Source organism: Pantoea sp. UBA6567, from assembly GCF_002434165.1.
Lineage (GTDB): Bacteria > Pseudomonadota > Gammaproteobacteria > Enterobacterales > Enterobacteriaceae > Pantoea > Pantoea eucrina.
In genome coordinates this window covers 751,385-768,432 of the sequence record NZ_DJJN01000006.1, presented here as the reverse complement: position 1 = coordinate 768,432, position 17,048 = coordinate 751,385, and the positions used below count along the sequence as shown (strand labels likewise).

At 57.9% G+C, this 17,048-nt stretch carries 18 protein-coding genes; 12 read left to right on the top strand and 6 right to left on the bottom strand.

Annotation, left to right across the window (positions count from 1 at the left end):
• Together sapA and pspF are read right to left on the bottom strand one after the other, a co-directional pair.
• Window positions 1-1,617, bottom strand: a complete 1,617-nt coding sequence (gene sapA / locus B4M48_RS09575) for an ABC transporter substrate-binding protein SapA (protein WP_039384504.1) — start codon at window positions 1,615-1,617, stop codon at window positions 1-3.
• A 507-nt stretch (window positions 1,618-2,124) separates the two neighbouring features.
• Window positions 2,125-3,129 carry a phage shock protein operon transcriptional activator gene (gene pspF / locus B4M48_RS09570; protein WP_250340929.1) on the bottom strand — a complete coding sequence of 335 codons (1,005 nt, stop codon included), beginning with the start codon at window positions 3,127-3,129 and terminating at the stop codon, window positions 2,125-2,127.
• Window positions 3,130-3,293: 164 nt separating this feature from the next.
• Between pspF and pspA the strand changes: the two genes are divergently transcribed.
• The 7 genes from pspA to tyrR all read left to right on the top strand — a co-directional run bounded on the left by pspA (window position 3,294) and on the right by tyrR (window position 9,103).
• The gene (gene pspA / locus B4M48_RS09565; protein WP_071668851.1) at window positions 3,294-3,959 is read left to right on the top strand and encodes a phage shock protein PspA; all 666 of its coding nucleotides are present in this window, start codon (window positions 3,294-3,296) and stop codon (window positions 3,957-3,959) included.
• A 59-nt stretch (window positions 3,960-4,018) separates the two neighbouring features.
• Window positions 4,019-4,243 (top strand): envelope stress response membrane protein PspB, encoded by a 225-nt coding sequence (gene pspB, locus B4M48_RS09560; RefSeq protein ID WP_039384488.1) that lies wholly within the window; start codon window positions 4,019-4,021, stop codon window positions 4,241-4,243.
• Window positions 4,240-4,587 (top strand): envelope stress response membrane protein PspC, encoded by a 348-nt coding sequence (gene pspC / locus B4M48_RS09555; RefSeq protein ID WP_039384486.1) that lies wholly within the window; start codon window positions 4,240-4,242, stop codon window positions 4,585-4,587. Before pspB ends, pspC begins: the two co-directional genes overlap by 4 nt.
• A gap of 45 nt (window positions 4,588-4,632) precedes the next feature.
• Complete coding sequence (gene pspD, locus B4M48_RS09550; protein WP_039384485.1) at window positions 4,633-4,881, top strand: phage shock protein PspD; 249 nt, start codon at window positions 4,633-4,635, stop codon at window positions 4,879-4,881.
• Window positions 4,862-6,259 carry a YcjX family protein gene (locus tag B4M48_RS09545; protein WP_039384484.1) on the top strand — a complete coding sequence of 466 codons (1,398 nt, stop codon included), beginning with the start codon at window positions 4,862-4,864 and terminating at the stop codon, window positions 6,257-6,259. Before pspD ends, B4M48_RS09545 begins: the two co-directional genes overlap by 20 nt.
• Window positions 6,256-7,326: a YcjF family protein gene (locus B4M48_RS09540; RefSeq protein ID WP_039384483.1), complete on the top strand. Its 1,071-nt coding sequence runs from the start codon at window positions 6,256-6,258 to the stop codon at window positions 7,324-7,326. Before B4M48_RS09545 ends, B4M48_RS09540 begins: the two co-directional genes overlap by 4 nt.
• Window positions 7,327-7,537: 211 nt before the next feature.
• Entirely contained in the window at window positions 7,538-9,103 is a 1,566-nt protein-coding gene (tyrR, locus tag B4M48_RS09535) for a transcriptional regulator TyrR (protein WP_104085005.1), read from the top strand.
• A 62-nt stretch (window positions 9,104-9,165) separates the two neighbouring features.
• Here tyrR and tpx read toward each other — a convergent pair whose 3' ends face one another.
• Entirely contained in the window at window positions 9,166-9,669 is a 504-nt protein-coding gene (gene tpx, locus B4M48_RS09530) for a thiol peroxidase (protein ID WP_039384481.1), read from the bottom strand.
• Window positions 9,670-9,818: 149 nt separating this feature from the next.
• On the opposite strand from tpx, the gene ycjG reads away from it, so the two are divergent.
• A complete protein-coding gene (gene ycjG, locus B4M48_RS09525) occupies window positions 9,819-10,805 on the top strand; it encodes an L-Ala-D/L-Glu epimerase (protein WP_039384480.1) in 987 nt (328 codons plus the stop codon).
• Here the strand turns inward: ycjG and mpaA are convergent.
• A complete protein-coding gene (mpaA, locus tag B4M48_RS09520) occupies window positions 10,774-11,487 on the bottom strand; it encodes a murein tripeptide amidase MpaA (RefSeq protein ID WP_039384479.1) in 714 nt (237 codons plus the stop codon). The two genes, ycjG and mpaA, sit on opposite strands and share 32 nt — an antisense overlap.
• A gap of 183 nt (window positions 11,488-11,670) precedes the next feature.
• Between mpaA and B4M48_RS09515 the strand changes: the two genes are divergently transcribed.
• From B4M48_RS09515 to B4M48_RS09505, 3 genes are all read left to right on the top strand, one after another.
• Entirely contained in the window at window positions 11,671-13,290 is a 1,620-nt protein-coding gene (locus B4M48_RS09515) for a peptide ABC transporter substrate-binding protein (protein ID WP_145339327.1), read from the top strand.
• 95 nt (window positions 13,291-13,385) lie between these two features.
• Complete coding sequence (gene zntB / locus B4M48_RS09510) at window positions 13,386-14,369, top strand: zinc transporter ZntB (RefSeq protein WP_039384477.1); 984 nt, start codon at window positions 13,386-13,388, stop codon at window positions 14,367-14,369.
• Between the two features lie 246 nt (window positions 14,370-14,615).
• The gene (locus B4M48_RS09505) at window positions 14,616-14,762 is read left to right on the top strand and encodes a hypothetical protein (RefSeq protein WP_166713867.1); all 147 of its coding nucleotides are present in this window, start codon (window positions 14,616-14,618) and stop codon (window positions 14,760-14,762) included.
• A 50-nt stretch (window positions 14,763-14,812) separates the two neighbouring features.
• Here the strand turns inward: B4M48_RS09505 and ttcA are convergent, their stop codons facing one another.
• On the bottom strand, window positions 14,813-15,748 hold the full coding sequence (ttcA, locus tag B4M48_RS09500) for a tRNA 2-thiocytidine(32) synthetase TtcA (protein WP_039385949.1): 936 nt from the start codon (window positions 15,746-15,748) through the stop codon (window positions 14,813-14,815).
• 179 nt (window positions 15,749-15,927) lie between these two features.
• Window positions 15,928-16,584 carry an MgtC/SapB family protein gene (locus B4M48_RS09495; protein WP_039384476.1) on the bottom strand — a complete coding sequence of 219 codons (657 nt, stop codon included), beginning with the start codon at window positions 16,582-16,584 and terminating at the stop codon, window positions 15,928-15,930.
• 189 nt (window positions 16,585-16,773) lie between these two features.
• Between B4M48_RS09495 and B4M48_RS09490 the strand changes: the two genes are divergently transcribed.
• Window positions 16,774-17,046 carry a DUF333 domain-containing protein gene (locus tag B4M48_RS09490; RefSeq protein WP_039384475.1) on the top strand — a complete coding sequence of 91 codons (273 nt, stop codon included), beginning with the start codon at window positions 16,774-16,776 and terminating at the stop codon, window positions 17,044-17,046.
• The last annotated feature ends 2 nt before the right edge of the window (window positions 17,047-17,048 follow it).

Genomic DNA, 17,048 nt, shown 5'->3' with positions numbered 1-17,048 from the left:
TTACTCTCCGCTCTGCTCATCACGATGTACGCCGGCGAAAGAGGCGTTGCCAAACGGACTCAGTACCAGCCCCTGAATATCGTGCCGGTACGCCTGCACGCGCAGTGAAGAGGCGAGCGGCAATACCGGCAGCTCCTGAGCAAGCAGCTGCTGTGCACGGTCATAGCTTTCAATCCGCGCGGAGAGCTGCTGAGAGAGCAGGGCGCGCTGCAGAGACTCATCGAACGCCGGGGAACACCAGTGAGCATAGTTGGTCTGGGAACGGATCGCCGCACAGCTGAGCAGCGGACGGAAGAAGCTATCAGGATCGTTGCTGTCGGTGGCCCAGCCGCTCAGGGTTAAATCGTGGTTCATCGCCATCAGCTGCGCTTCCTGAAAGCGGCCCTCAACCGGGGTGATAATAACGTTAACGCCGACCTGCGCCAGATCCGCCTGCAGCAGCTCGGCGGTTTTAAGCGGGCTGGGGTTCCAGGACATGGAGGTGGTTGGCACCACCAGACGCAGCGTCAGGTTTTCGATGCCGAGGGCTTTCAGCGCCGCGCGCGATTTGTCCGGATTATATTCCGTTACGCGGGCGTCGCTGTCATAGGCCCACGAGGCGCGCGGCAGGATAGACGCTGCAGTTTCCGCCGTGCCGTAATAAATGGACTCCATCAGGCGCTCATTATTGATTGCCAGCGCCAGCGCGTGCCGCACTTCAGGCCGGTCCAGCGGCGCTTTACGGGTGTTAAACGCCAGATAAGCGATATTCATGCCGGGGCGCAGCGTCATGCGCAAACGCGGATCGTCGCGCAGGATCGAGAGCTGGCTCGCCGCCGGATAAGCCAGTACGTCACACTCGCCGGTCAGCAGTTTTGACAGACGGCCGGTGCCGCCAACGCCCAGGTCAATCACCACCTGCTGCAGGCGCGGTACGCCCTTCCAGTACCAGGGATTACGCGCCAGGCGCAGATACTGCCCGGTACGATACTCGCTCAGCTGATAGGGACCGGTGCCCACCGGTTCGCGATCCAGCTTCTCCTGCTGCCCTTTGGCATCCAGCTGCGCGGCATACTCCTGTGACAGTACCGGCGCGTAGTGGGTAGCGATATGCCATAAAAAAGAGGCGTCAGGCGCGTTCAGGCGGATCTCCACGGTATAGCGATCCAGCTTTTTGACGCTCTGGACGGAGTCGGAAAACTGCAGGCTGTCAAAATAGGGATAGCTGCCGCCGTTAACATTATGCCACGGATGATGCCGGTCAAACATCCGCGCAAAACTGAATACCACATCATCGGCGTTCAGCGTGCGGCGGGGCGTAAAGCTGGCGGTATGCTGGAAAGAGACATTCCGCCGCAGATGAAACCGGTAGGTTGCGCCGTTATCGCGCACTTCCCAGCTCTGCGCCAGATCGGGTATTAAACGATAAGTGTAAGGGTCAACGTCCAGCAGTCTGTCGTAGAGCTGCGCGGCCAGGGTATCAACCACCAGGCCGCTGCTGACCATCTGCGGGTTAAAAGTGTTAACGCTGCCGTTTACACAATAGACAAAGCCGGTCTGACGGATCGATTCCGCAGGCGCAGCAGACGCGCTCAAAGCGCTGAAACTCAGCAGCAGCGAGAAGAGAATTTTTAGCATAGAACTCAACGATTCTGAGGCAATAGCCAGAGTGTATCGCAAACCGGTAAGAGTTCCCAAACTCCCCCGCACGCCAGCAGCAATAACAGCCATATCGTCCAGAAAGCAGGCGCAGTAACTGTGTGGGAATGAGAAAAATTCTCAATAAAGCTTTACAGATGATAATAGGAATGATTATTATTCACTTGCGCTTCACCGGTGGCTCTGCCGGAGAAGAGCACGACATTGCTCACATTGCTTCCAGTATTATGTTGCCCGCCCTGTGCGGGCTTTTTTTTTTCTTCCTGACTGGCGCGGCAGCGGCGTTGGCTGCGTTCAGCAGAACCGGTCACATACTGATGTATGCTCCCGGTCGCGGCTTCACTTGCCGCCTTGCTGCCACACCAGTCAGTTTGAAAAAAGGCTGTCTGGTCTGCGGCAGCTGCACTGGCCGCGTTCAGCAGAACCGGTTACATACTGATGTATGCTCCCGGTCTCCGCTTCACTTGCCGCCTTGCTGCCACCTTACTACTCACTCTCATCCCGTACCTGAATATCATGCTTTTTCATCATTGCCCGCAGCTGATGATAGGTCACACCCAGCAGCCCGGCCGCGCGCCGCTGGTTAAACTTTGCCTGTTGCAGGCTCACTTCCAGCAGCGCGCGCTCCTGCTGATACTGCCACTGGCGCAAATCGAGCGGCAGCGCAGGCAGGACTGCAGATTCGGCAGGGCGCTGCGGCTCTGCTGAATCTGTGGCACGTGAAGCAAACGGATTGATGATGATCGTGTCCAGCGGCTCTTCGGTGCTGCGGTGACGATACACGGAACGCTCCACGACATTCTTCAGTTCGCGCACATTGCCGGGCCAGTGGTAATCCAGCAGCTCCCGCTGCGCACGTTCGCTGAAGCCGGGAAACAGCGGCAGACGCAGCTCGCGACACATCTGAATAGCAAAATGCTCCGCCATAAGCAGAATATCGCTGCGTCGCTGGCGCAGCGGCGGCAGCTGCACCACATCAAAGGCGAGACGATCCAGCAGGTCCGCCCGGAATTTTCCGGCAGCAGCGAGCGCAGGCAGATCTTCATTGGTGGCGCAGACCAGGCGTACATTAACCTGCAGCGCGTGATTACCGCCAACGCGCTCCAGCTGGCCATATTCGATTACGCGCAGTAGCTTCTCCTGAACCAGCATCGGTGCGGTCGCCAGCTCATCAAGAAACAGCGTGCCGCCGTCGGCGCGCTCAAAGCGGCCAAGATGACGCTTCTGCGCGCCGGTAAAAGCGCCCGCCTCATGCCCGAAAAGCTCAGAGTCGAGCAGGCTCTCATTAAGCGCTGCACAATTAAGCGAGATAAAAGGACCCTGCCAGCGTTCAGACAGATAGTGCAGCCGGCTGGCGATCAGCTCTTTACCGGTGCCGCGCTCACCAATGACCAGCACCGGTTTTTCCAGCGGTGCCAGCTGAGACACCTGCTCCAGCATCTCAAGAAAATTATTCGACTCGCCCAGCAGGTTATCGTTGCCATTAACCATGATGAATTTCACCAACAGTTGTGTAATTTACTCATCCTGGCCTTTCGCAGCAGGAATGTAAACCCAGCGCACTCAATAAAATCAGCTACTTAAAAGTTGGCACACATCTTGTAAGCACTACAGGCGTCCCGACCATATACATGACAATATTGAGGAACATCATTATGGGTATTTTTTCTCGTTTCGCTGACATCGTAAACGCTAACATTAACTCGCTGCTTGAGCGCGCAGAAGATCCGCAGAAACTGGTACGCCTGATGATTCAGGAAATGGAAGACACGCTGGTTGAGGTACGTTCAACTTCAGCGCGCGCGCTGGCTGAGAAAAAGCAGCTGCTGCGCCGTATTGAACAGGCTGAGGTCCAGCAGTCGGAGTGGCAGGAAAAAGCGGAGCTGGCTATCAGCAAAGAGAAAGAGGATCTGGCACGCTCTGCGCTGATTGAAAAACAGAAACTCACCGATCTGATTAGCCTGCTGCAGCAGGAATCAACGCAGGTGGATGAGACGCTGGAGCGAATGAAAGGCGAGATCGGCGAGCTGGAAAACAAGCTCGGCGAAACCCGCGCCCGCCAGCAGGCGCTGACGCTGCGCCATCAGGCGGCTTCCTCATCACGCGATGTTCGTCGTCAGCTCGACAGCGGCAAAATTGATGATGCGATGGCGCGCTTTGAGTCCTTTGAACGTCGTATCGACCATATGGAAGCTGAAGCGGAAAGCCAGCGCTTTGGTAAATCAAAAACGCTGGATCAGCAGTTTGCTGAGCTGAAAGCTGATGATGAAATCAGCCAGCAGCTTGCCGCACTGAAAGCCAGAATGAACCGCGGTGAGTGATCGCGTCCGGGCCCGTTTTCGGGCCCGGCTGAAACGGTGTAGATGATTAAGGAGAGTCAATGAGCGCACTTTTTCTTGCCATACCCCTGACGATTTTTGTGCTGTTTGTCGCACCCATCTGGTTATGGCTGCATTACAGCAACCGGCGCAGCGCAGGTGAACTGTCGAATAATGATATGCAGCGGCTGCAGCAGCTGACGCAGGAGGCGCAACGTATGCGCGAACGCGTTCAGGCGCTGGAAGCGATTCTTGATGCGGAGCATCCAAACTGGAGGCAGCCATGACAGGCGATCGCAAACTCTGGCGCATTCCGCAGCAGGGCAAAGTACGCGGCGTGTGTGCCGGTGTAGCGGAATATCTCGACATACCGGTGCGTCTGCTGCGCGTCATCGTCGTGCTGTCACTGTTCTTTGGCCTGTTTATGATCACCGTGACCGCCTATTTTATTCTCGGCTATGTGCTGGATGAGAAACCGGCCACGCTGCCGGATCAGAAGCAGCCAACGGCCCGTGAACTGCTGGATGAGCTGGCGCTGACCCTGAGCCAGGATGAGCGCAGCGTTCGCGATGTAGAGCGTTACGTGACCTCTGAAACCTTCAGCGTGCGCAGCCGTTTTCGTCAGCTCTGATCCCCGGACCCTCGCGGGTCCGCATCTCAACTCATAAGGGGCTTTATGCACACTCAGCGAATGACTGCTCTGCGCCGTCGCGCAACGCCTGCGTTGAAGTCGGCCGGAAAATTCATCATTATCAGTGCGGTAACATATGGTCCCGGCGGGCTCGCCGGCTGGGCTGTTAAATCGGTGGCGCGCCGTCCGCTGCGCCTGTTGCTGGCGGCCGCCCTGGAACCGCTGCTGAGCAGGGCGTTTCGCCGTCTGTCAGCGCGATTCATCAGGGAGAACGATGAAAAAACTGCAAAATGAACTTGTCGCGTTGATGAACCGCGGCGTGGATCGTCATCTGCGCCTGGCGGTCACCGGACTGAGCCGCAGCGGCAAGACCGCGTTTATTACCTCGCTGGTCAATCAGCTGCTGAACGTCCATCACGGCGCGCGCCTGCCGCTGTTTTCAGTGGTACGCGAAGAGCGTTTACTTGGCGTCAAGCGCGTGCCGCAGCGCGAGCTCGGTACGCCGCGCTTTACCTATGATGAAGGGCTGGCTCAGCTCTACGGCGCGCCACCCGCATGGCCCACCCCAACGCGCGGCGTCAGCGAAATGTGCCTCGCGCTGCGCTACCGGCCTGATAACTCACTGCTGCGTCACTTCAAAGATACCGCCACGCTCTATCTTGAGATCGTTGACTATCCCGGTGAATGGCTGCTCGATCTGCCCATGCTGGCGCAGGATTATGTCAGCTGGTCGCGGCAGATGCGCGGACTGCTGCAGGGCGACAGAGAGAAATGGTCAGCCCGCTGGCGTGAGCTCTGCCATAACCTCGATCCGCTGGCACCCGCTAATGAAAACCAGCTGGCAGAGATTGCCGCCGCCTGGACAGATTATCTGCACCACTGCAAAAGCCAGGGGCTGCACTTTATTCAGCCGGGCCGCTTTGTGCTGCCGGGCGAGATGGCGGGCGCACCGGCGCTGCAGTTTTTCCCGTGGCCCGATGCGGATGAGCAGGCTGTGAGCAAACTGGCACAGGCGCCGGCCGGCAGTAATTTTGCCGTACTGCAGCAGCGGTATAACTACTACTGTTCGCACGTGGTGAAAGGCTTCTATAAAAATTATTTTCTGCGTTTTGACCGGCAAATTGTGCTGGTGGACTGTCTGCAGCCGCTGAACAGCGGGCCGCAGGCGTTTAATGATATGCGTCTGGCGCTGACTCAGCTCATGCAGAGTTTTCATTACGGTCAGCGGACCCTGTTCCGGCGCCTCTTCTCCCCGGTGATAGACAAGCTGCTGTTTGCCGCGACGAAAGCCGATCACATCACCGCCGATCAGCACGCCAATATGGTGTCGCTGCTGCAGCAGCTGGTACAGGATGCCTGGCAGAACGCCGCATTTGAAGGTATCAGCATGGATTGCCTCGGACTGGCCGCTATACAGGCTACCGAAAGCGGCCTGGTGGATCACCGGGGCGAGAAGCTGCCGGCACTGCGCGGTGAGCGGCTGACAGATGGTGAGCCGCTCACCGTTTATCCGGGTGAGGTGCCGCCCCGTTTGCCGGGGAACAGCTTCTGGCAGCAGCAGGGGTTTCAGTTTGAGCAATTCCGGCCGCAATCGCTGGATATAGATCGGCCTCTGCCGCATATCCGCATGGATGCCGCGCTGGAATTTTTACTGGGAGATAAATTGCGATGAGTGATGAGACGCCGTTAAAAGCGCGAATCGATTTTGCCCGTCCGCTCAGCAGCGATGCGCAGCCACCGCTGCGTGCTGCGCAGACTTTTGACGTAAAAACCGCCGATTTTGTCGCAGCGACCGGGGCAGATCCGCTGCCTGAAGGCGCCGGTGAAAAGATGGTGGAGGCGGCGCTGCGACCTAAACGCAGCCTGTGGCGTAAAATAGCCGCTGCGGGCGTGGCGGTGTTCACCGTGAGCGTGCTGGCTCAGGGCGTACAGTTTATGCACGATGCGTGGCAGGCGCGCGACTGGTTTGCCCTGGGCAGCGGGGCGGCAGGCGGGCTGATTGTGCTGGCTGGCGCCGGCGCACTGATTGCGGAGTGGCGGCGTCTGTGGCGGCTGCGCCAGCGCGCAGAATCGCGCGATGTGGCGCGTGACCTGCTGCAGAGTCACGGCATCGGCAAAGCACGCGCCTTTTGTGAAAATCTCGCGCAGCAGGCGCGGCTCGATCAGGCGCATCCGGCGCTGCAGCGCTGGTATGCCGCGCTGCATGAGACGCATAACGATCGCGAGATTGTCACGCTCTACGCACAGCTGGTGCAGCCGGTACTCGATCGCCAGGCGCGCAGTGAAATCAGCCGCCACGCCGCGGAATCGACCCTGATGATTGCCGTCAGCCCGCTGGCGCTGGTGGATATGGCGTTTATCGCCTGGCGTAATCTGCGGCTGGTGAATCGTATCGCCGCGATTTACGGCATCGAACTGGGTTATTTCAGCCGTATCCGTCTGTTTCGTCTGGTGCTGCTCAATATGGCCTTTGCCGGCGCGTCCGAACTGGTGCGCGAAGTGGGGATGGACTGGATGTCGCAGGATATCGCGGCGCGTCTTTCAGCCCGTGCCGCACAGGGTATCGGTGCCGGGTTGCTGACCGCGCGGCTGGGCATAAAAGCGATGGAGCTGTGCCGTCCGCTGCCGTGGCTGGAAGAGGATAAACCCCGCCTTGGCGACTTCCGCCGCGACCTGGTGAGCCAGCTTAAAACCTCGCTGGCAAAAGGCAGCTCCGCCTCAGAGCAGAGTGCTAAATAATCAACGTTCCTGTCACTTTCATTCTGCTCCCATGCTAAAAGGCAACGTAAACGTTGCCTTTTTCGTTTCTTCCCGGCATAAGCAGCTCTGTCTGACCCGGCGAAAAGGGGAATCTGTGCTGCACTGTCAACTTTTCATGACACAGCCCTTCTGGGGTGCTGCAAGTTAGCGTATTATCTCTGAAATCAAAACCTGACTAAGGCTTACTGCCATGCGTTTGGAAGTTTTTTGTCATGACCGAATCGGTCTGGCGCGTGAACTGCTCGACCTGCTGGTCGCCCGCAATATCGATTTACGCGGCATCGAAATTGCCCCGCAGGGCCGCATCTATCTCAGCTTTTCTGCGCTGGAGTTTGACGCTTTCAGCAATTTGATGGCAGAGATCCGGCGCACGCCCGGCGTCACCGACGTGCGTACCGTGGCATATCTGCCCTCTGAGCGCGAACATCGCGCGCTCAGCGCGCTGCTGGTGGCGATGCCGGAGCCGGTCTTCTCTATCGATCTTAAAGGCAAAATTGAGCTGGCCAATCCGGCGGCGCAGCATCTGTTTGCGCTGGATGAGCAGAAAATCCGCAATCACAGCGTGGCGTCACTGATTGGCGGCGTTAATTTTCAGCGCTGGCTGGAGAGCGAACGGGTAGAGGCGCAGACCCAGCATGTGGTGATTCAGGGGCGTGACTTTCTGCTGGAAGCGCGACCCATCTACCTTGCAGACAGCGATGAGCAGGGCGATAACCCGGTGGGCGCAATGATCACGCTGAAGTCCACGGCGCGTATGGGACGTCAGCTGCAGAATCTCAGCGTCACGGATGAGTCCGAGTTTGACCATATCGTGGCGGTGACGCCTAAAATGCGTCAGGTCATTGAGCAGGCGCGTAAACTGGCGATGCACGATGCGCCGCTGCTGATTGTGGGCGATACCGGCACCGGCAAAGATATGCTGGCGCGCGCCTGCCACCTGCGCAGCGCACGCGGTAAAAAACCGTTTCTCGCGCTCAACTGCGGTTCGATTCCGGACGACGTGGCGGAGAGCGAGCTGTTTGGCCACGCGGCCGGCGCCTATCCCAACGCGCTGGAGGGGAAAAAGGGCTTTTTTGAGCAGGCCAGCGGCGGCTCGGTGCTGCTGGACGAAATCGGTGAGATGTCGCCGCGTATGCAGACCAAGCTGCTGCGTTTTCTCAACGATGGGACCTTTCGCCGCGTAGGCGAAGATCATGAAGTGCATGTTGATGTCCGGGTGATCTGCGCCACGCAAAAGAACCTGATTGAGATGGTACAGCGCGGGGAGTTCCGCGAGGATCTCTTTTACCGGCTCAACGTGCTGACGCTGAATCTGCCGCCGCTGCGCGAGCGTCCGCTTGATATTCTGCCGCTGACAGAGATGTTTGTGGCGCGTTTTGCCGATGAGCAGGGGCTGCCGCGCCCGCGCCTGTCACCGCAGCTGCTGCCGTTCCTGACGCGCTACAGCTGGCCGGGCAATGTCCGGCAGCTGAAAAACACGCTCTATCGGGCCATGACGCAGCTGGAAGGTTATGAGCTGCGTCCGCAGGATATCGTGCTGCCGGAGCAGGCGCTGGATGTGTCGCTGGGTGAAGAGGCGCTGGAGGGATCGCTGGATGAGATCACCGGCCGCTTTGAGCGTTCGGTACTGACCCGGCTCTATCTCTCCTATCCCAGCACGCGTAAGCTGGCCAAACGTCTGGGCGTATCGCACACGGCGATTGCCAATAAACTGCGTGAATATGGATTAGGGCAGAAGCGCGGAGAGAGCGAGTAGCTGCGCTGGCCTGTTCTGAACAGTAAAAACCGTCCCATAAGGACGGTTTTTTTATGAGCAACTTACTTCAGCGCGGCCAGCGCTGCATCGTAATCGGGCTCTTCGGTGATCTCATTGACCAGCTGGCTGTAAAGCACCTTGTCATTCTCATCAAGCACCACTACCGCACGGGCGGTCAGGCCTTTTAGCGGGCCGTCAGAGATAGCGACGCCATAATTCTCTTTGAACTCAGAGCCGCGCATAGCGGAAAGCGTGACCACATTGGCGACGTTCTCCGCGCCGCAGAAGCGTGACTGGGCAAACGGCAGGTCAGCTGAAATGCAGAGCACCACGGTGTTGCTGGTATCACCGGAGCGCTCGTTAAACTTGCGAACCGAGGCGGCGCAGACGCCGGTATCGATACTCGGGAAGATGTTCAGCACTTTGCGCTTTCCTGCATAGTCTGCCAGCGAAACATCAGCCAGATCTTTAGTGACCAGCGTAAAAGGCTGCGCCTGCTCGCCTGCCTGCGGGAAGTGGCCGGCAACCGGAACAGGATTACCCTGAAAGTGAACGTTCTGTGACATACAATCTCCTTTTTAAATGAAAAGTCAGCGCAGCGCGCGACTTTACGAAAACCGTTAAAGTTTATGCCATAATTTTTAGGGGTTTACGATTACCTTTCTTACAATAATCGCTCAGCTTCACATCAGGCGCACAATTTTAAGGTGTAAAAATGAGAACAGTGAAGAGTTATCCTGAAGCCTGGCCACTGCATTCGCCGTTCGTTATCTCGCGCGGCAGCCGGACGGAAGCGCAGGTTGTGGTGGTGGAAATTGAAGAGAATGGTATTAAAGGCACCGGAGAAGCGACCCCGTATGCCCGTTATGGTGAGAGCGAGGCCTCAGTGCTGGCGCAGATTGCCGCTCAGCTGCCCGCGCTGCAGCAGGGCTTAACCCGAAGCGCGCTGCAGCAGGCGATGCCGGCGGGTGCGGCGCGCAATGCCATTGATTGTGCGCTCTGGGATCTGGAACGCCAGCAGCATGGGCAGACGCTGGCCGCGCTGTGCGATCGCCCTCTGGCCGGGCAGGTAGCCACGGCGCGCACCATCAGTATCGATACGCCGGAAGCGATGGCCAGCAGCGCGCTGGCGCTGTGGCAGCATGGTGCAAAGCTGCTCAAAGTGAAAATGGATAATCATCTGATCAGTGAGCGGCTGGTAGCGATCCGCAGCGCGGTGCCGGAAGCGACCCTGATTATCGACGCAAATGAATCCTGGGAAGCGGAAGGGCTGGCGGCACGCTGTCAGCTGCTGGCGGATCTCAATATTGCGATGCTGGAGCAGCCGCTGCCCGCCGGGCAGGATGCTGCGCTGGCAAATTTTGTCCATCCGCTGCCGATCTGCGCAGATGAGAGTTGCCATACGCGCGACAGCCTGGCGGAACTGGCGGGGCGCTACGAGATGATCAATATCAAGCTGGATAAAACCGGCGGCCTGACAGAGGCGCTGGCGCTGGCCGCTACCGCGCGTGAGCAGGGATTTACGCTGATGCTGGGCTGTATGCTCTGTACCTCGCGCGCTATCCGGGCCGCGCTGCCGCTGGTTTCACAGGCCGCCTTCACCGATCTGGATGGCCCGACCTGGCTGGCAGCAGATGTCGATCCCGCGCTCTCATTCAGCTATGGCACACTTAATGCGGCGCCTGCCAGCGCAGCAGATTAATCATCGCCTCAAGATAGCGTTCGGTCGCCTCATCAACGGAAATCGGCGGCATTTCCGCCGTAATGCAGAGTAGCCCCAGATCGGCGCACCAGCTGCCAAAAGAACCCGGCGTGGCGTATCCCACGCTGCTTACCACCGGCAATGCGGTCTGCTCACCCAGCCAGCGCGCCAGCGCGCTGTGATGGGGATCGTCGATACAGGCCAGCGGTTCATGCCATGAGACCACCCAGCGCGGCTGCAGCTGATGGATCAGCTGGCACAGCGCGCTGGTTTCGGGTTCGGAGGCGGGCTTCTCACCAGTAGAGAGCACCACATCGCGTGCGTCAGCGGCGCTGTTCCAGCGGTAGTGCGTATCGCCCCGCTGCCAGTTAGCGGCGGGAAAGTTACGGTTGAGATCGACGCCGCGCGCGTTGGCGCGCAGCCCGAGCTGACAGCCGTCCGGATTCACGGCCAGAATGACATGATGGCGGCGCAGGGAGGCTGGCAGCGTCCGCAGCGCGGCGGAAAGCGTGGCGATTGCGGCGTTCTCATCGCCGTGAGTGCCGGCGATGATCAGTCCGCTCTCTTCATCAGCTGACTGCGCCGGAAACCAGAGCAGCGGGGCGCCGAGCGCCGAGCGACCATACTGCTGCCAGACCGCATCAAGCTGACCGCGCTGCGGTCGCGGGTGATGAAATGACATATCAGGCTCTCCTGTGAGCGGCTCTGCAAACGAGCGGGGCGCGCGCCTGTCCGGCACTACATTAACGGTAAACAGCAAACCGGGAAATAGCTACATACCAATCAGCAATTTGCGTTACAGTTGCCGGAGTTGCTGGCGACATTACGCACTTCAGGTCGCCCTTTTTTCTGTTAAGGAGTGATGATGAAGCCTCTGTTTTTCCCCACGGCGCTGGCGCTGATCGTCAGCAGCACGTTTTTTCCGGCTACTGCTGCTGAGATACCGGCGGGCGCGCAGCTCGCCAGCCAGCAGACAATTGTTCGCCACATCAAAGATGAACCCGCCTCGCTTGATCCCATGAAAGCCGTGGGATTGCCGGAAATTCAGGTCATGCGCGACCTGTTTGAAGGCCTCACCAGTCAGGATGCAAAAGGCCAGATTGTGCCCGGCGTCGCTGAGAGCTGGAGCAGTAATGACAATAAAATCTGGCTGTTTACGCTGCGCAAAGATGCGCGCTGGTCAGATGGCAGCCCGGTCACTGCGCAGGATTTTGTCTACAGCTGGCAGCGTCTGGTCGATCCGAAAAACAGTTCGCCTTTTGCCTGGTTTGCGGCGCTGAGCGGTATTGAAAATGCGGAAGCGATTACCAAAGGCAGCATGAGTCCGGAGAAACTGGGCGTAACGGCCACCGATGCCACCCATCTGAAAGTGACGCTGTCACGACCGGTGCCGTGGCTGCCAGCCATGATGGCTAATGCCGCGCTGTTTCCCGTGCCGCAAAAAGTTATCCAGGCTGAAGGTGACGCGTGGACCGCGCCGGGCAAGCTGGTGGGAAATGGCGCCTATCAGTTACAAACGCGGGTCGTAAACGAAAAGATTGTTCTGGTGCGCAATAAACATTACTGGGACGACAAACATTCAGTGCTGACGCAGGTGACCTTTCTGCCCATCAATGAGGAGTCCAGCGCCACCAAGCGCTATCGCGCCGGGGATATCGATATCACCGAATCATTCCCGAAAAATATGTTTGCGCTATTGAAAAAGAGTCTGCCGGGTGAGGTCTATACCCCTGACCAGCTCGGGACCTACTACTACGCCTTTAATACGCAGAAAGGACCGACGGCTGATGTGCGCGTGCGTAAAGCGCTTTCGTGGAGTATCGATCGCCGCATTATTGCGGAGAAGGTGCTGGGGACCGGCGAGAAGCCGGCGTGGCATTTCACTCCCGATGTGACGGCCGGTTTTACGTCACAGCAGAGCTATCTGCAGCAGCATAGCCAGCAGGAGCTGAATGCGCAGGCGAAAGCGCTGCTCGCGGCAGCGGGCTACGGTCCAGCTAAGCCGCTGCATCTGACGCTGCTCTATAACACCTCAGAAAGCCATCAGAAAATTGCTATCGCCGTCGCCTCGATGTGGAAAAAGACTCTGGGCGCAGAGGTTACGCTGCAAAACCAGGAGTGGAAAACCTATATCGACAGCCGCAACAGCGGAAATTTTGATGTGATCCGCGCCTCGTGGGTCGGTGATTATAACGAACCCTCTACCTTTCTCAGTCTGCTGACGGCCAGCCACAGCGGGAATATTGCGCGTTTCAACAGCGCGGAGTATGACGCGCTACTGGCGAAAGCGAGTACCGAAACCAGCGTGCAGGCGCGCAATGCAGATTACAACAAAGCGGAGCAGATCATTGCCGACCAGGCACCCATCGCACCGCTATATCAATATACAAACGGCCGCCTGATAAAACCGTGGGTAAAAGGCTATCCCATCACCAACCCGGAAGATGTGGCTTACAGCCGCGAGTTGTGGATTGAAAAGCACTGAGTACCTTGCGTCACGTTTGCATACACCGGCGCGATTGCAACTGAAAGGCGCGGCGCTAGACTGTAGCCTGTTGATTGAGAGCGTGGAGTGGGGACGTGAACGTTATTGAAGGGAAAGCATTACAGGTATCAGATGCCATTATTGCCTGTCAGTTTGATGGCAAAGGTGGCGTTATCGCGATTAAAGATGACGATATCATCCACTGCGAGCGCCACTGCTGGCTGCATCTGAATTACGCGCAGCGCCAGAGCGCGGAGTGGCTGCAGAATACGCCGCTGATCCCCGATGCCGTGCGCGATGCGCTGGCAGGCGACAGTATGCGGCCGCGCGTCACGCGGCTTGGCGACGGCTTTATGATTGTGCTGCGCAGCGTGAACCACAACGCCGACTCGCGTCCCGATCAGCTGGTGGCGATGCGCGTATTCATCAATGACAAACTGATCGTCTCTACGCGCCGCCGCAAAGTCAACGCGATAGATGAAGTGCTCAATGAGCTGCAGCATGGTAATGGCCCGGCAGACGGCGGCAGCTGGCTGGTGGATGTCTGCGACGCGCTGACCGATCACGCCAGCGAATTCATTGAAGATATGCATGACAAGATTATTGAGCTGGAAGATGCGCTGATGGATCAGCAGGTGCCGGCCAGAGGCGAGCTGGCGCTGCTGCGCAAGCAGCTGATCGTCATGCGCCGCTATATGGCACCGCAGCGTGATGTCTATGCGCGACTGGCCAGCGAGAAACTCCCGTGGATGAGTGACGACGACCGGCGACGCATGCAGGACGTGGCGGACCGTCTGGGCCGCGGCCTGGACGATCTCAACGCCGGCGTGGCGCGCACCGGCATCCTCGCTGACGAGGTCGCCTCGCTGCTGGCGGAGTCGATGAACCGCCGGACGTATACCATGTCACTGATGGCGATGATTTTTCTGCCTGCGACCTTTCTTACCGGACTGTTTGGCGTCAACCTCGGTGGCATTCCGGGCGGTAACTGGCAGCACGGTTTTCTGCTGTTTTGTCTGATCCTGCTGCTGATGGTCGGGGGCGTGGCGGTATGGCTGAAAAAACGCAAATGGCTGTAGCAAAAGCGGGAAAAGCTGATCGATATCAACTCACCCTGCGGAAAATCGCGGCACACTCTCTTTCGCAGGTGAATGCAACGTCAGGCGATGGGCGTTGTACTCCATATTGTCTTACTTCCTGTTTGCGAATTACTGCATAGCACAGTTAATTCCTCTGACACCGGCCCCAGGGCCGGTTTTTTTTATGCTGGCTTGTTCAGCAAAGCTTTCCTACGCTTAAAGTACGTTCCGCAACAGGAGAAAGCGATGCAAGCTATCCACGCCAGTGAACCGATCCCAACCGACCCGGTGCCGATTCCGGAGCCTGTTCCGCAGCCGCAGCCCATTCCGGAGCCGGAGCCGCCGCACGATCCCGATGTGCCACCCATCAGCGATCCGCCGCCGCATCAATAAAAAAAGGCGCGTTCCCGCCGGGATACGCGCCTTTGTAGTTCTCAGCAGAACTACTTTATCTCTAATACATCCAGCCGCAGCTCCGCGGTGGCTGCTGCATCCTCATCCGGCTGCCAGCCCGCGGGCTGCATCGGCAGCGTTTCGCGATCGAAGCCAATATCACCACCATCAACCACTTCATCGCCATGGCGGATGCCTTTGAAATCGAACAGGCTGATATCCGCCATATGTGAAGGCACAATGTTCTGCATGGCGCTGAACATGGTTTCAATGCGGCCCGGAAAACGTTTATCCCAGTCGCGCAGCATATCGGCCACCACCTGACGCTGCAGGTTGGGCTGCGAACCGCACAGGTTGCAGGGGATAATCGGGTACTGGCGCGCTTCAGCAAAGCGGATAATATCTTTTTCACGGCAGTAGGCGAGAGGGCGGATAACAATATGCTTGCCGTCATCACTCATCAGCTTGGGCGGCATGCCTTTCATTTTGCCGCCGTAGAACATATTAAGAAACAGCGTCTGCAGGATATCGTCGCGATGATGGCCGAGCGCAATTTTAGTACAGCCCAGTTCGCTGGCGGTGCGATAGAGAATACCGCGACGCAGACGCGAGCAGAGTGAGCAGGTGGTTTTGCCTTCCGGGATCTTCTCTTTAACAATAGAGTAAGTATCTTCGGTGACAATTTTATACTCCACGCCCAGCGTCTCAAGATAAGCGGGCAGAATATGCGCCGGGAAGCCGGGCTGCTTCTGATCGAGATTGACCGCCACCAGCGAAAAATTCACCGGCGCGCTCTGCTGCAGGCTGCGCAGGATCTCCAGCATGGTATAGCTGTCTTTACCGCCTGAGAGACAGACCATGATGCGGTCGCCTTCTTCAATCATGTTGAAGTCAGCAATCGCTTCGCCGACGTTGCGGCGCAGGCGCTTCTGCAGTTTATTGAAGTTGTATTGCTCTTTTTTTGTTACGTCTTGATTTTCTGACATTATTTTCACGCTTGAGAGTGCCGGCGAACAGAACAGGCGGCTGAAACCCGCATTGGCGGTCATAAACCTGTAGTTATGGATGCGTATGGTACGGATTGCGCGCGCGAATACCAGCCTCGCGTGAACGCTTTTAATCTGTTGCCGCATCCGTGGCTAATAATTTTGCTCTGTCTGCGCCTCTATACCATCTCCAGTGACTGCACCCCTTTAATATCCATGACCTTCTCATAAAGGCTGTGGCGCGGTGCCCGGCGGGAGAGTGTGACCTCTACGCTGAGTTCACACAGGCCGCTCTCTTCGTCACGGTTGACCACCGCGATATGCCCGTAGCGGATCCCTTCACGCTGCAGCACCAGTAACACCAGCGGGACGCTTTTGGCTTTCAGATGCACGATCAGCGTATGATGGCGGCCAATCAGCCAGTGGCTGAGGCGGCGAAAAACCTCCAGCACGACCAGCGCCAGCAGCGTGCCATAAATGCCAATTTCATACATGCCGCTACCGATAACCAGACCGATGGCGGCGGTAACCCAGAGGCCCGCTGCGGTAGTCAGGCCTTTCACGATCTGCTTCTGAATAATGATGGTACCGGCCCCGAGAAAGCCCATACCGCTGACGACCTGCGCCGCGATGCGGCTGGGATCAAGACCCACATGGTCGCTGCTGAGCATATCGGCAAAGCCATATTTCGAGACCAGCATAAACAGGGCGCTGCCGATCCCCACCAGAATATGGGTACGCAGACCCGCCTCTTTTGCCCGCATCTGACGCTCAAGTCCGATAAGCCCGCCGAGAACGCCGGCCAGCGCGATGCGTAACAGCATATCGGTTAACATAATTTCCCCTGAGCAATTGAAATAACGGATTATTTTAGAAGATAACCGGCAAAAATCTTCTCTTCAGGATAATTCTGCTTGCAATGAAAGGTCTGAAATTTTGTAAAAAGCTATGTCCGCACTCGATTCGCAGCAGAGGCTGTCATATGCTGTGAGCACTTTTCGTCCCCTGTCCCCGGAGTCCGACTAATGAAAGCTGCCTCTTTACTGCTGGCTGGTGCAGCACTGCTGCTCTCCGCCTGCAGCAGTACCCCTGATAACGAACCGCCGCAGCAGGCGACCGCGGCTCACGTCCAGCCGCACGTCGTGATGTCCGCGATGGCAGAAAGCAGCTGCAGCGGTGCCGGGGGCACGCTGGCATTTTCCCGCCAGCTGGATGGTTCACGTATCGGCATGTGTCAGCTGTCAAACGGCCGCCGCTGCGATGAACAGGCGCTGATGGGTGGCACGTGCGCCCGCTGATG